The sequence below is a fragment of the Aureimonas sp. SK2 genome, from assembly GCF_029813115.1.
Classification (GTDB): domain Bacteria; phylum Pseudomonadota; class Alphaproteobacteria; order Rhizobiales; family Rhizobiaceae; genus Aureimonas.
This window is the reverse complement of record NZ_JAPZDS010000005.1, coordinates 133,210-146,396: the sequence shown is the minus strand read 5'-3', so window position 1 is coordinate 146,396 and position 13,187 is coordinate 133,210. Positions and strand designations below refer to the sequence as shown.

Here is a 13,187-nt window from a genome sequence, read left to right as displayed (position 1 = left end):
CCGCGAGCGATCGCGGCGGCTTTTCCGTTTCAAGAGTGCTTCCAGCCGATCAGGCGTCTTCGCGCAGGGCTCCCACCAGCTCGCCGGTCTGGACGGCGAGGATCTTGTCGACGCGCCGCCCGTCGAGGTCCACCACCTCGAAGCGCCAGCCGCCGTACTGGATGGCTTCGCCGACCTCGGGGATGTGGCCGAACTGGTCGAGGATGAAGCCCGCCAGCGTCTCGTAGTCGCGCTCGCGCGGAAGCTGGGCGGAGCCGAGCGTCCTTTCCACGTCGTCGATCGGCATGCCGGCGTCGATGAGGTAGGAGCCGTCGTCGCGACGCACGGCCGAATAGTCCTCCTCCGCACCCTCGGGCAGCGAGCCGGCGATGGCGGCCAGGATGTCGGTCGGAGTCACCACGCCCTCGAACGAGCCGTACTCGTCCAGCACGATCGCCATGTGGATGTTGACCGCGCGGAACCGGTCGAGGAGCTTCAGGACCGGCATGGTCTCGTTGACGTAGAGCGGCTCGCGCACGGCGCTCTTCACGTCGATCGAGCCGGTCCTGCGATACTGTTCCAGAAGTTCCTTGGCCTGCACGACGCCGACGAGGTCGTCGACGTCCTCCACGGCGACGGGGAAGCGCGAATGGCCGCTGGAATTGATCTCGTCGAGGATCGTGTCCGGAGAATCGGCCAGCGAGATCCAGGCGACGTCGGGGCGGGGCACCATGATCGAGCGCACGTTGCGATCGGCGATGCGAAGCACCCCTTCGATCATCTCGCGCTCCTTCTCCTCGAAGACGCCCGATTCGGTGCCTTCCGCGATCATCGCCTTGACCTCTTCTTCGGTCACGGCGTTCTCGCCCTTCTCGTTGGCGCCGACGAGCTTGCCGACGGTCTCGGTCGAGATGCGCAGGAACCAGACGATCGGCGCGCCGATCGTCGCGAGCCCGCGCATCGGCGTCGAGACGAAGCAGGCGATGGCCTCCGGGTTGGCGAGGGCGAAGCGCTTCGGGACCAGCTCGCCGAGGATCAGCGAGAAGTAGGTGATGAGGACGACGACGAGACCGAAGGCGAAGCCCTGCGCATAGGCGCCGATCACCGGCAGGGGGCCAAGGAACTCGGCCAGCGGGCCGGCGAAGACCGAGCCGCCGTAGGCGCCGGCGAAGATGCCGACTAGGGTGATGCCGATCTGGACGGTGGACAGGAAGCTCGTCGGGTCGTCGATCAGCTTGATCGCGCCCTCCGCGCCTCTCTTCCCGTTCTGAGCCATCTGCTGGAGGCGAGCACGGCGGGAGGAGACCACCGCCAGTTCCGACATCGCAAAAAAGCCGTTGAGGAGAATCAGGAAGACGACGATCAGAAGGTTTGCGACTAGCATCCGGTATCCGTGAGGGAGCCTTGTGCCCCTCCGTTGACGATGCGCGCAATTATAGGCGGGAAGCCGCCGTTCTTCCAATAGCGATCATGTGCGAACTTCGGCGCGGCGAAGGACATTCAACTTTTGGGCGGCCGCGGCACGGCTCCGTGCCGCTCGAAGACGTTCAGCATCTCGCGGATGTACTCGGCCTGGAGCGACTGGGCGTTGGCCAGCATGCCGGCGAAGGCGAAGGGCGCCGGGGCGGAGGCCGGCCTGGGCGCCTCGGGCGGCTTCGGGGGCGGCGGCGGCGCCTTGGGGGGCGGGGCGGCCATGCCCGCCATGCGCGCCCAGCCGGTGGTCCAGGCGGTCATCATCGCCATCGGATCGAGCGCGCCGGCCGATGGGCCTCCCATCCAGGGCCAGCCCTTGAGCGCGCCGGCGAAGAGGTCGGTCATCGCCTGCGCCGAGGAACGCGGCGCGTCGGCCGGGCGGCTGAAGGCCTCCAGCGCGTTGGCCGAGCGGCGCATCGCCTCGGCCATGGCCTGGCCGGCCGGGTCCGTCGGATAGGCGCCCGGCGCTTGGCCCGAAAGGGCCGCCATGGTCTGCAGCATGGACTGGAAGGACAGGAGACCGAGGGCGGGCATCATCTTCTCGATCACGTCCGGGGCCTGGCCGCTGAGAAGCGACGCCTGGCGCGCCACGGCCGCCGCAAGCTCGGGGCCGAAGAGCGCGCGCACGAAGGCCTCGCCCGCCTCGGTGGGCGGAAGGGAGGCCGAGGCGCCGAACGGCAGGGCCGGGGCGAAGCCGCGCAGCAGTCGGCCCCAGGCGTCCGGGTCGAGCATGGAGCGCTGGAAGCCCAACATGAAGGCCGGCACAAGCGCGTCCGTGGTGCGGCGCATTTCCTCCTGGCTGAGCCGGAACTGGCTCGCCAGACGGTCGGCGAGGACACCCGCGTCGGTCGCGGTGAGCCAGTCGAAGAAGTCGGTCATGCGTGTCCCCGTATGCCCGCGCGGCGGCCGCGCGGCGCTCACGGCACCATGACGCGCCGGCGGCGCGCTGCCAAGCCGCCCGTCGAGAAAGAACCGGGACGTCGGAGACGGTTTCGGGCGGCTGCCGGGGATGTCCGGGCCGCTTTCTCAGTAGGCGAGGTGTTCGAAGAGCGGGTCGATCCGCCCCCCCCACGCGCCGCGATAGAGCCGCAGCAGGCCTTCGGCCGCCGTCTCGCCACGCGCCAGGATGTCCTCCAGCGGCGCGAGGAAGATGGTCTCGTCCAGCCCCTCCTCGTTGAGGCGCGCGCGGGCGGCGAGGCCTCGCCGCGAGATGTCCAGCGCCCGGCGGGCGAGGTCGAGCACCGTGCCGTCGCGGAACCGGGTCGAAAGGCCTGTCTTCGGCACTTCGGCGCGAAGGCGCGCGGCCTCCGCGACGTCGATGTCGCGCGTCAGGGTCTGCGCCTCGGCCAGCGCCGCACCGTCGTAGAGGAGGCCGGTCCAGAAGGCGGGCAAAGCGCAGATGCCGCGCCAGGGGCCGCCATCCGCCCCGCGCATCTCGATGAAGCGCTTCAGCCGGACGTCGGGGAAGAGGGTCGAGAGATGGTTCGCCCAGTCGCCCATGTTGGGCTCGGGCGAATCGACCCGGCCCCTCAGCGCGCCGTCGAGGAACTGGCGGAAGGTGACGTCGGTGGCGTCGTGGTAGCGCCCCTGGCGCATCACGAAGTACATCGGCACGTCCAGCGCCCATTCCACGTAGTCGCGGTAGCCGAAGCCCTCCTCGAACACGAAGGGCAGAAGGCCGGAGCGCCGGTTGTCGACATCCGACCAGACGTCCGAGCGCCACGAGACGAGGCCGTTGGGCTTGCCTTCCGTGAAGGGCGAGTTGGCGAACAGCGCCGAGGCCACCGCCTGGAGGCGCATGCCGACCTGCATCTTGGCGCGCATGTCCGCTTCCGAGGCGAAGTCGAGGTTCACCTGGATCGTGGCCGTGCGGAACATCATGTCGAGCCCGCGCGTGCCGACCTTGGGCATGTAGCGGGCCATGATGGCGTAGCGCGACTTCGGCATGACCGGCGTCTCGGCCAGCGACCAGAGCGGGCTCGACCCGGCTCCGAGAAAGCGGATGCCCAGGGGATCGGCGACTTGGCGCAGGTCGGACAGGTGCCGGCCGGTCTCCCGGCAGGTCTCGTGCAGGGTTTCGAGCGGCGCGCCCGACAGTTCGAACTGGCCGCCCGGCTCCAGCGAGATCGCGCCCTGGCCGCTGGCGCCGGCCAAACCGATGATGCGCCCCTCGTCCAGGATCGGCTCCCAGCCCGACAGCGCCCCCATGCCGTCCAGGAGGGCCCGGATGCCGCGATCACCCTCGTAGGGCACCGGCGACAGGTCCTCGGCGTAGAAGCCGAACTTCTCGTGCTCCGTGCCGATGCGAAAGGCGTCGGCCGGCTTCTCGCCCTCGCGGATATGATCGACGAGTTCGTCGGCCGAGCGGATCGGGGTCAGGTCGGTGGTGTCGCGCGCCATCGGGGGCTCCGGCGGTGGGTCGGGATCGCTCAGGCCTTGAAGCGGCCGGGGCAGTCGGCGGTGTCTGTCCGCTTTCGCGCCGGCAGGCAAGGGCTTTCGGTTGAACGGTCCGGGCGCTGCAAGGGTCAGGTCCAGTCGCCGGCGCTCGCCTGGATCGCCGCGAGCGCGGCGACGGCGGCGGTGTCGGCGCGCAGGATGCGAGGCCCGAGCGAGATGCGAAGGACGCTCGGCGCCGCCAGGAGACTGTCGCGCTCGCCCGCCGAAAAGCCGCCTTCCGGGCCGATCAGGAGGGCAAGCGGGCGTCCTTTCAGAGGGGCGAGCACGTCGATCGGGCTCGCGGCCTCCGCCCGCTCGTCGCAGAAGACGAGGGTCCGCCCCTCGTCGCGCCCCGCCAGGAAGCGGTCGAAGCGCAGCGGCTCGCGGCATTCGGGCACGGACAGGATGCCGCACTGCTCGGCCGCCTCCACCGCGTTGGCGCGCATGCGATCCACGTTCACGCGCGGCGCCTGGACATGCTGCGTCAGCACGGGCTGAAGCACGCCCGCGCCCATCTCGACCGCCTTCTGCACCATGTAGTCGAGGCGCGCGCTTTTCAACGGCGCGAAGCAGTAGTGGAGGTCGGACGGCGGCGTCTGCGCGCGCACGGCGCGCTCGGGGACAAGGAACAGCCGCTTCCTGCCCTCGCGACGAAGCCCGGCCGCCCACTCGCCGTCCCGCCCGTTGAAGACGAGGATCCGCGCGCCTTCGTCGAGGCGCAGGACGTTGAGGAGATAGTTCGTCTGCGGCCCGTCCGCCTCCAGGGCCTCGCCTTCGCGGAGCGCGGCGTCGAGGAACAGGCGCTGTCCGGAGAAATCGTAGTCGGGCATCCATTCCTCGAAGGGCATCGGCGGAGCCAAAGCGGCCCGACGATAGTTGGCCGTGACCGAAGACGGGGATCAACCCTCCTAGCGTTGTAGCGAGCAGCCCCCGGATTTCCACCCGTCCCGGCCGGAGTCCGCCGGAAAAGCGAAAAGGGAAGAGACGACATGGACCTCAAGATCGCCGGGCGCGTCGCCATCATCACCGGCGCCAGCGACGGCATGGGCTGGGCGACGGCCAAGCTCCTCGCCGAGGAAGGCGTCCGGCTCGTGCTCGCCGACATCAAGACCGAGGAACTGGAACGGGAAGCCCGAGCCCTCGGGGCGCAGGCCATCGCCGTGAAGGCCGACATGACGAGGCAGGCGGAGGTCGATGCCCTGGTCGCCACCGCCGTCGAGCGCTTCGGCACGGTCGACATCGTGGTCCACACGGCCGGCATCACGGGCGCCAAGGGCGACCCCCTGGAGATGACCGACGAGGACTACGAGGACGCCTACCGGACGGACTTCCTTTCGGCCGTGCGCATCGCCCGCGCGGCCGTGCCCGTCATGAAGCGGAACGGCTGGGGTCGCTTCGTCTGCGTGACGTCGGAGAACGCCGTCCAGCCCTATTGGGAGGAGGCGACCTACAATACGGCGAAGGCCGCGCTCGCCGCCTTCATGAAGGGCCTGTCCTACAAGGCCGCGACCGACGGCGTGCTCGTCAACACGGTGGCCCCCGCCTTCATCGCGACGCCGATGACCGACGAGATGATGAAGAAGCGCGCCGAAGAGAAGGGCGTGTCCTTCGAGGAGGCGATCGAGAACTTCCTGGAGGAGGAGCGCCCGGGCATCGTCCAGAAGCGGCGTGGCAAGGCCGAGGAGGTGGCGGCGGTGATCGCGCTCCTCGTCTCCGAGCGCGCCTCCTTCGTCAACGGCGCCAATCTGCGGGTGGACGGGGGCTCGGTGCAGGCGGTTCAGAACTGATCCTTCACCATGGCGGGCAAATCCTGCCCTTCGGCGCATGGGCCGGGGGGCGGGAAGCGGTTCGTTCAGACACGGCGGGCAAGGTGCGATCCCAGGGGAGCCGACCGCATCGGCCGAGGGAATCGTCATGTCCGTCCTTGCCGAGAGCGTCCGACCGGACCGCCGTCTTCCGCGATGGAACCGTGCCGAGCTGCGTGCCGGGTTTCTGACGGATGCGCCGATGATCGGGCTGATCGGGCTCTATGTCCTGTGCGTGTTGGCCACCACGCAGGAGAGCCTTGCCGACCTTCTTCTGCGCCTGCCCGGCGGCTTCGTCATCTTCATGGCGATGACTCTCGTCACGGCCATCGCGCTTGGCGCCCTGCACTGCCTGTGCGTGACGCGGCCGGCCAGCCCGATCCGTCACATGGGCGCGCAGGCCTGGCAGGCCTTGAAGGCCGGCTGGCTGGAGCGCTGGGTGCCGATGGCGATCGCCGCCTCCCTGCTGATGATCGTCTTCGCCGACACCAAGACCGACATTCCGCTCCTGGCCGGCGGCTTTCGCTGGGACGAGACCTTCCACCGTCTCGACGTCGCCCTTCACGGCGGCGTCGCGCCGTGGGAACTGCTGCAGCCCGTCCTCGGCTACCCCCTCGTCACCTTCGTCCTGAACCTGAACTACAGCATCTGGTTCACCCTGATGTGGGGCATGTTCTTCTTCCACCAGTCGCTGCGCGGCGGCACGCCGGGGCGCACGCGCTTCCTGGCCACGTTCGTGCTTCTCTGGACGGTGGGCGGAACGCTGCTGGCGACGATCTTCTCCTCGGCCGGCCCCTGCTACTACGGACTGGTGGTCGGCGGCGCCGATCCCTACCAGCCGCTGATGTCGTATCTGCGCCAGGCCGACACACAGTTCCCGCTGATGGCGCTCGACCTCCAGGACATGCTCTGGTCGCTCCATTCGGCCGGGACGGAAGGGTTCGGCATCTCGGCCATGCCGAGTCTGCACAATGCGATGGCGCTGCTCATGGTCCTGGCGTCCTGGAAGCTGCATCCGCTCGCGCGTGCGGTGTTCGGGGTTCACGCGATCCTGGTCTTTCTCGGGTCCATCCACCTCGGCTGGCACTATGCGGTGGACGCCTACGCCTCCTTCGCGCTGACCCTGGCGATCTGGTTCGGCCTCGGACCCCTCTTCGACCGATGGGACCGTCTCGTCGCGGAGCGGCGCGACCGCTCGATCCGCTCCACCGGTCAGCCCGCCGCCGTCTCCAGCGCCCGTCCATAGGTCGCGGCATCCCCGTCCGAGAAGCAGACGAGGACGATCCGGCGGAACTGTCCGGTCTCGGCCGCCGTCAGCGCCTCACGCGTGGCGATATGGGCGGCGCGGCATTTCGGGAACCCGTAGATGCCGGTCGAGATCGCGGGAAAGGCGATGGTGCGCAGGCCGTTCTCGCGCGCCAACGCGAAGGAGGCGCGATAGGCGCTCGCCAGCACCTCGTCCTCGCCTTTCGCGCCGCCGTGCCAGACCGGTCCGACCGTGTGGATCACACGCGTGGCGGGCAGTTGATAGCCGAAGGTGATGCGCGCCTCGCCTGCCGGGCAGCCGCCGATCGTGCGGCATTCCTCCAGAAGTTCGGGGCCTGCCGCGCGGTGGATCGCCCCGTCGACGCCCCCGCCGCCAAGCAGGCTCGAATTAGCCGCGTTGACGATCGCGTCCACCTTCAACGCCGTGATGTCGCCCACCGTCACCTCGACGGAGGCGCCGCCCCTCTCGATCTGCGTCATGTCGTCCTCCCCGGCCGCCGATCCGAGGCAACCCTTCGTGTTTTCCCGGCAAGCGGGTTTCGGGGCGGCTCGGAATTGCTCTAATCTGAACGAAAGACCAAGAAGACACATAGGAACGGGAGGCGCCCATGACCATCGCGATGCCGAAGCCACGGCCCGAGATCCTCGCCCGCCGCGCCGCGATCGTGGCCGCCATGCGCACCATCGTACCGGGCGAGGGCGTGGTGGATGCGGGCGTCGAGATGCGCGTCTTCGAGACCGATGCGCTCACCGCCTATCGCCAGTTGCCGCTGGTCGTGGTGCTGCCCGAGACGGTGCCGCAGGTCGCCGCCGTCCTGCGATACTGCTTCGAGAACGAGGTGCCCGTCGTGCCGCGCGGGGCGGGCACGTCCCTGTCGGGCGGCTCGCTGCCGCTGGAGGACGGGGTGCTTCTCGTCCTGTCGCGCTTCAACCGCATCCTCGAGATCGACTTCGACAACCGCTGCGCCGTGGTGCAGCCGGGCGTCACCAATCTCGGCATCACCAAGGCCGTCGAGCATGCCGGTTTCTACTACGCGCCCGACCCGTCCTCGCAGATCGCCTGCTCCATCGGCGGCAACGTCGCGGAGAATTCGGGCGGCGTCCACTGCCTGAAATACGGGCTCACCGCCAACAATCTCCTCGGCGTCGAGTTCGTCACCATGGAGGGCGAGGTGGTCCGCCTCGGCGGCAAGCATCTGGATTCCGAAGGCTACGACCTGCTCGGCCTTCTGACGGGTTCGGAAGGCCTGCTCGGCGTCGTCACGGAGGTGACGGTGCGCATCCTCCAGAAGCCCGAGACGGCGCGCGCCGTTCTGATCGGCTTCCCGACCTCGGAAGAGGCTGGGGCGTGCGTTGCCGCCATCATCGCGCGTGGCATCATTCCCGGCGGCATGGAGATGATGGACGCGCCCGCCATCCGCGCGGCGGAGGATTTCGTCCATGCCGGCTATCCGCTCGACGTCGAGGCGCTTCTGATCGTCGAACTCGACGGGCCGGGCGCCGAAGTCGACCATCTCCTGAAGGAGGTCGAGGGCATCGCGGCCGAGAACGGCGCCACCACCGCGCGCGTCTCGCAGTCCGACGCCGAGCGCATGACCTTCTGGGCCGGGCGCAAGGCGGCTTTCCCGGCGGTCGGGCGCATCTCGCCGGATTATCTCTGCATGGACGGCACCATTCCCCGCAAGGAACTGCCGCGCGTCCTCGCGGGCATGCGGGCGCTGTCGCAGAAGCACGACCTGGCCGTCGCCAACGTGTTCCATGCCGGCGACGGCAATCTCCACCCGCTGATCCTCTACGACGCCTCCAAGGGCGACGAGCTGCAGCGCGCCGAGGACTTCGGCGCCGACATCCTGCGCCTTTGCGTGGAGGTCGGCGGCGTCCTCACCGGCGAGCACGGCGTCGGCATCGAGAAGCGCGACCTGATGCCCGAGATGTTCGGCGAGGACGACCTCCGCCACCAGCAGCGCGTCAAATGCGCCTTCGACGCCAAGCACCTTCTCAATCCCGGCAAGATGTTCCCCGTGCTCCACCGCTGCGCCGAACTCGGCCGGCTCCATGTCCATAAGGGGCAACTGCCCTTTCCCGAGCTTCCCCGGTTCTGATGTCCGTAGCCTCATCCGTCGTCGCGCCCGGCGAGGTGCTGAAGCCCCGCTCGCCCGAAGAGGTGCGGGAGATCGTGGCCGCCGCGCTCGGCCGGGAGGAGCCGATCGCCGTCGAGGGCTCCGGCTCGAAGGCCGGGCTCGGGCGCCCGACCCAGGCCGCGCGCACCCTGTCGCTCGAAGGCTTGTCGGGCCTCCATTTCTACGAGCCGGAGGAGCTCGTCCTGTCGGCCCGCGCCGGCACGCCGATCGCCGAGGTGGAAGCGCTGGTGGATCGCCAAGGCCAGCGGCTCGACTTCGAGCCGATGGACTACGGCCCCCTGCACGGCCTCGATCGAGGCCTCGGGACGCTCGGCGGCGTGATCGCCTGCAACCTGTCGGGTCCGCGCCGGCTGAAGCAGGGGGCGGCGCGCGACCATATCCTCGGCGTCTCGGCCGTGTCCGGCCGGGCGGAGGCCTTCAAGGCGGGCGGGCGCGTCGTGAAGAACGTCACGGGCTACGATCTTTCTAAGGGCCTGACCGGCTCCTTCGGCACGCTGGCCGTGCTCACCGATGTCACGATCAAGGTCATGCCCAAACCCCCGGCGGAGACGACGCTGGTCCTGCGCGGCCTCGACGACGAGGCGGCGGCCGGCGCGATGGCGGCGGCCATGGGCTCGTCGGCCGAGGTCTCGGGCGCGGCGCACCTGCCCTACGGGATCGGCCCCCGCGTCGCGGGCGGGGCGCTCGGGCGCGAGGCGGCCACTGCGATCCGGCTCGACGGGTTCGGCCCCTCGGTCGAGGCGCGCGCCGCGCACCTGAGCCTTGGCCTCTCGCGGGTCGGGCTGCTGGAGCGGCTGGAAGGCGAGGCGTCCGCCGCCTTCTGGCGCGACGTGCGCGATGTGATGCCCTTTGCCGACGGGACGGACCGCCCGGTCTGGCGCGTGTCCATGACGCCGACGCGCGCGCCCGGCTTCGTCATGGCCCTGCGCATGCACCTGGCCGCCGAGGTCTTCTACGACTGGCAGGGCGGCCTCGTCTGGCTGCGGCTCGACGGCAGGGCGGAGGCCGAGACGGTGCGCGCCGAGCTCGCCCGCCACGGCGGCGGCCACGCCACGCTGGTGCGCGCGAGCCTAGCCGAGCGCGCGGCGGTGCCCGTCTTTCAGCCCCAGCCCGGCCCGCTCGCCGCCCTGTCGCGGCGGCTGAAGGAGCAGTTCGATCCCAGGGGCATCCTCAATCCGGGGCGGATGGGCTGAAAGAAGAATGGCCATGACCCTGAGTGAAACCTTGGATGCCATCATTGACGGAGCACATGCGGCGAACGACCAGTTCCTCACGCTCTCTGCAGGAGCTTCGGTCCATGAGTATGGGATCGAACCTCTTGTATCGTCTACGATCGCAACTCGGCTCTGGAAAGCCATGAACGCTAATGAAGGTGAAGTCCCCGCAAACCGACCAGAAATAACGAAGTTCCGCGTCACTCTTGAGACGCCGTTCTGGGAAATCGCAGACGCAGCCGGCAGTCGTCGTGCGGGTCGTCCCGTAGCCCGGTTCAGTCAAAGCGAACGGGTCGATATTGTGGCTTGGAACGGAAATCATCGTCCAATCGGCGTTGTAGAGGTCAAGCGGAGTTTTTCATTCTCTACAATGAGAAAGGATATGGAGCGAATCTATCATCTTCTTAAGAAGCATAGTTCTTTAGGGGGTGGTACTCTGAAGTGGGGCGCGGTTGTAGGGCTGCGAAAGGTCGCTGGAGAAAGTCCTAAATTGCCTAACGATGTTCTTAAAAATTTTTTGGGGAAGTTCGACCAGAGCGGCGAGTTTTCAAGTTTAAATCGCTCTGGGCGATTCCGTTCGCAGCGGCTGACTGAACCATATGACTACGATGGGAAAAAATTTTGGGGGTTCGATGCTTTTGCGGTAATATTCCGAATGAAGCGAGCGTAGATGCAAACCGCCTTCTCCCCCGAAGCCCTGCGCGACCCCGACACGGCCCATACGGAAAGCATCGTGCGCAAGTGCGTGCATTGCGGCTTCTGCACGGCGACCTGTCCGACCTATGTCACGCTCGGCAACGAGCTCGATTCCCCGCGTGGGCGCATCTACCTCGTCAAGGAGATGCTGGAGAACGACAGGCCGGCCGACGAGAAGACCGTCACCCATATCGACCGCTGCCTGTCCTGCCTCGCCTGCATGACGACCTGTCCGTCCGGCGTGAACTACATGCACCTCGTGGACCACGCGCGCGTCCATATCGAGAAGACCTACACCCGGCCGCTGCCGGACCGGCTGATCCGGTTCCTGCTGGCCAAGGTCCTGCCCTATCCCCGGCGCTTCCGGCTGGCCCTGAGGGCCGCGCGGCTCGGGCGGCCCTTGGCGGGGCTCTTCGACGGCGTGAAGCCGCTGCGCCCGCTCGCCGCCATGCTACGGCTCGCGCCCGCCTCGCTGCCGAAGGCGCCGGCGCGACCGGCGTCCCGCACAGCCCCGAGCGGGCGGCGCGTCGCGATCCTCGCCGGCTGCGCCCAGTCGGTGCTCGATCCCGGCATCAACGCGGCCACCGTCCGGCTTCTCGGCCGGCTCGGCATCGAGGCGGTGTCGCCGCCGGGAGAGGGTTGCTGCGGCGCTCTGGTCCATCACATGGGGCGGGAGGAGGAGGCCCTCGGCTTCGCCCGCCGGATGGTGGACGCCTGGATCCGCAAGATCGAGGGCAGGGGACTGGAGGCCATCGTCGTCACCGCGTCCGGCTGCGGCACGACGATCAAGGACTACGGCCACATGCTGCGGCTCGATCCGGCCTATGCCGAAAAGGCCGCGCGCGTCTCTGCGCTCGCCAAGGACGTCACGGAATATCTCGCCACGCTCGACCTGCCCGTGCCGCCCAGCCCGGTCGGGGCGGTGGTCGCCTATCATTCCGCCTGTTCGATGCAGCACGGTCAGAAGATCACGAGCGCGCCGAAGGTGCTTCTGGCGCAGGCCGGCTTCGCCGTGCGCGACGTGCCGGAAGGGCATCTGTGCTGTGGCTCGGCCGGCACCTACAACATCCTGCAGCCCGAGATCTCGGCGAGGCTCCGCGACCGCAAGGTCGCCAACATCGAGAGCGTGAGGCCGGACATCATCGCCACCGGCAATATCGGCTGCATGACGCAGATCGGCTCCGCGACGGGCATCCCGATCGTCCACACGGTGGAACTTCTCGACTGGGCCTTCGGCGGCGAGAAGCCGGCGGGGCTGAAGAATTTCGCCCCGCGCGCCGTGCCTATCGCGGCGGAGTAGGCCCCGACGAGAAACGGCCCGCTCGAGGCGGGCCGTTGGATCCTTGCGAGCGTTATGGTGTCAGCCGCCGAAGACGGTCGAGAGCAAGCCCTTCTTGCCGGCCTGGCGGACCGTGCCGGTTTCCTGCACGAGGCGGTTGGGCTGGCCCGGGCCGATGACGACGACCTTGGTGCCGCGGCCGGCGCGCTCGTAGAGATGCGCCACGTCCTCGTTCATCATGCGGATGCAGCCCGACGACATGTTGAGGCCGATGGTCCAGGGCTGGTTGGTGCCGTGGATGCGGAACATGGAGTCGCCGCCGCCGCGGTAGAGATAGAGGGCGCGGGCGCCCAGCGGGTTCTCCGGGCCGCCGGGCATGTAGGCCGGCAGGATGCGGCCCTTGGCCTTCTCACGGGCGCGCATGGCGGCCGGCGGCGTCCAGCCGGGCCATTCCGCCTTGCGGCCGACCGACATGGTCCCGCCCCAGGAGAAGCCCTCCTTGCCGACGCCGACGCCATAACGCGTGGCGCGGCCGTTGCCCTCGACGAAGTAGAGGAACTTCCGGTCCGTATCGATAACGATCGTGCCCGGCTTCTCCTTGGTGGAGATGGCGACGGCCTGACGGGCGAAGCGCGCGTCGGGCTTCCTCATCATCTGCGTCTTGCGATCGGCGCGCTCCTGGCGGATCCGCGCGCGGTCGCCCGTCAGCCACTGGCCGGTGGCGTGCTCGTAGTAGCGCGCCTGCGACTGGGCGCTGGCGATCGTCGGAAGGCCCAAGGGCGACAGGCCCACCAGCAGGGCGAGAATCAGCGGCGTGGTCTTCATGGGGCGGCGTCCTTGGTCGGAGGGGCGGGCGATGGAGGCGCTTGGGCGTATTGGAGGCGTATGGAGGGCGGCT

12 protein-coding genes are annotated in these 13,187 nt (G+C 68.8%); 6 read left to right on the top strand and 6 right to left on the bottom strand.

The genetic code is table 11. The annotated features are described in order from the left end of the window. Nucleotides 1-49 precede the first annotated feature (49 nt). From O5O54_RS08405 to O5O54_RS08390, 4 genes are all read right to left on the bottom strand, one after another. Nucleotides 50-1,363 (bottom strand): hemolysin family protein, encoded by a 1,314-nt coding sequence (locus O5O54_RS08405; RefSeq protein WP_279480628.1) that lies wholly within the window; start codon nt 1,361-1,363, stop codon nt 50-52. 116 nt (nt 1,364-1,479) lie between these two features. Continuing rightward, nucleotides 1,480-2,331 (bottom strand): hypothetical protein, encoded by an 852-nt coding sequence (locus O5O54_RS08400; RefSeq protein WP_279480626.1) that lies wholly within the window; start codon nt 2,329-2,331, stop codon nt 1,480-1,482. Between the two features lie 147 nt (nt 2,332-2,478). Then, entirely contained in the window at nt 2,479-3,852 is a 1,374-nt protein-coding gene (locus O5O54_RS08395; RefSeq protein ID WP_279480625.1) for a glutamate--cysteine ligase, read from the bottom strand. Between the two features lie 125 nt (nt 3,853-3,977). Then, a complete protein-coding gene (locus tag O5O54_RS08390) occupies nt 3,978-4,718 on the bottom strand; it encodes a 16S rRNA (uracil(1498)-N(3))-methyltransferase (RefSeq protein WP_279480623.1) in 741 nt (246 codons plus the stop codon). Between the two features lie 159 nt (nt 4,719-4,877). Here O5O54_RS08390 and O5O54_RS08385 point away from each other — a divergent pair, with 159 nt between their 5' ends. Together O5O54_RS08385 and O5O54_RS08380 are read left to right on the top strand one after the other, a co-directional pair. Continuing rightward, the gene (locus O5O54_RS08385) at nt 4,878-5,675 is read left to right on the top strand and encodes an SDR family NAD(P)-dependent oxidoreductase (protein WP_279480621.1); all 798 of its coding nucleotides are present in this window, start codon (nt 4,878-4,880) and stop codon (nt 5,673-5,675) included. Between the two features lie 127 nt (nt 5,676-5,802). Then, nucleotides 5,803-6,939 (top strand): phosphatase PAP2 family protein, encoded by a 1,137-nt coding sequence (locus O5O54_RS08380; RefSeq protein ID WP_279480617.1) that lies wholly within the window; start codon nt 5,803-5,805, stop codon nt 6,937-6,939. Here the strand turns inward: O5O54_RS08380 and O5O54_RS08375 are convergent. Then, nucleotides 6,906-7,439: an O-acetyl-ADP-ribose deacetylase gene (locus O5O54_RS08375; RefSeq protein ID WP_279480615.1), complete on the bottom strand. Its 534-nt coding sequence runs from the start codon at nt 7,437-7,439 to the stop codon at nt 6,906-6,908. The two genes, O5O54_RS08380 and O5O54_RS08375, sit on opposite strands and share 34 nt — an antisense overlap. Nucleotides 7,440-7,567: 128 nt before the next feature. On the opposite strand from O5O54_RS08375, the gene O5O54_RS08370 reads away from it, so the two are divergent. The 4 genes from O5O54_RS08370 to glcF are packed head-to-tail and all read left to right on the top strand — an operon-like array spanning nt 7,568 to nt 12,310. Then, nucleotides 7,568-9,061 carry an FAD-linked oxidase C-terminal domain-containing protein gene (locus tag O5O54_RS08370; RefSeq protein ID WP_279480613.1) on the top strand — a complete coding sequence of 498 codons (1,494 nt, stop codon included), beginning with the start codon at nt 7,568-7,570 and terminating at the stop codon, nt 9,059-9,061. After that, nucleotides 9,061-10,293 (top strand): glycolate oxidase subunit GlcE, encoded by a 1,233-nt coding sequence (gene glcE, locus O5O54_RS08365; protein ID WP_279480611.1) that lies wholly within the window; start codon nt 9,061-9,063, stop codon nt 10,291-10,293. Before O5O54_RS08370 ends, glcE begins: the two co-directional genes overlap by 1 nt. 13 nt (nt 10,294-10,306) lie before the next feature. After that, nucleotides 10,307-10,984 (top strand): hypothetical protein, encoded by a 678-nt coding sequence (locus O5O54_RS08360; protein WP_279480610.1) that lies wholly within the window; start codon nt 10,307-10,309, stop codon nt 10,982-10,984. After that, nucleotides 10,985-12,310, top strand: a complete 1,326-nt coding sequence (glcF, locus tag O5O54_RS08355) for a glycolate oxidase subunit GlcF (protein ID WP_279480609.1) — start codon at nt 10,985-10,987, stop codon at nt 12,308-12,310. A gap of 60 nt (nt 12,311-12,370) precedes the next feature. Here the strand turns inward: glcF and O5O54_RS08350 are convergent, their stop codons facing one another. Then, nucleotides 12,371-13,096 carry a L,D-transpeptidase gene (locus O5O54_RS08350; RefSeq protein WP_407061679.1) on the bottom strand — a complete coding sequence of 242 codons (726 nt, stop codon included), beginning with the start codon at nt 13,094-13,096 and terminating at the stop codon, nt 12,371-12,373. Between the last annotated feature and the right edge of the window lie 91 nt (nt 13,097-13,187).

What these genes read in the sequence shown, in the direction of transcription:
- glcF (WP_279480609.1), top strand. Translation starts at nt 10,985, where the DNA reads ATGCAAACCGCCTTCTCCCCCGAAGCCCTGCGCGACCCCGACACGGCC.
- O5O54_RS08390 (WP_279480623.1), bottom strand. Translation starts at nt 4,718, where the DNA reads ATGCCCGACTACGATTTCTCCGGACAGCGCCTGTTCCTCGACGCCGCG.
- O5O54_RS08370 (WP_279480613.1), top strand. Translation starts at nt 7,568, where the DNA reads ATGACCATCGCGATGCCGAAGCCACGGCCCGAGATCCTCGCCCGCCGC.
- O5O54_RS08385 (WP_279480621.1), top strand. Translation starts at nt 4,878, where the DNA reads ATGGACCTCAAGATCGCCGGGCGCGTCGCCATCATCACCGGCGCCAGC.
- O5O54_RS08375 (WP_279480615.1), bottom strand. Translation starts at nt 7,439, where the DNA reads ATGACGCAGATCGAGAGGGGCGGCGCCTCCGTCGAGGTGACGGTGGGC.
- O5O54_RS08380 (WP_279480617.1), top strand. Translation starts at nt 5,803, where the DNA reads ATGTCCGTCCTTGCCGAGAGCGTCCGACCGGACCGCCGTCTTCCGCGA.
- O5O54_RS08400 (WP_279480626.1), bottom strand. Translation starts at nt 2,331, where the DNA reads ATGACCGACTTCTTCGACTGGCTCACCGCGACCGACGCGGGTGTCCTC.
- O5O54_RS08360 (WP_279480610.1), top strand. Translation starts at nt 10,307, where the DNA reads ATGACCCTGAGTGAAACCTTGGATGCCATCATTGACGGAGCACATGCG.
- glcE (WP_279480611.1), top strand. Translation starts at nt 9,061, where the DNA reads ATGTCCGTAGCCTCATCCGTCGTCGCGCCCGGCGAGGTGCTGAAGCCC.
- O5O54_RS08395 (WP_279480625.1), bottom strand. Translation starts at nt 3,852, where the DNA reads ATGGCGCGCGACACCACCGACCTGACCCCGATCCGCTCGGCCGACGAA.
- O5O54_RS08405 (WP_279480628.1), bottom strand. Translation starts at nt 1,363, where the DNA reads ATGCTAGTCGCAAACCTTCTGATCGTCGTCTTCCTGATTCTCCTCAAC.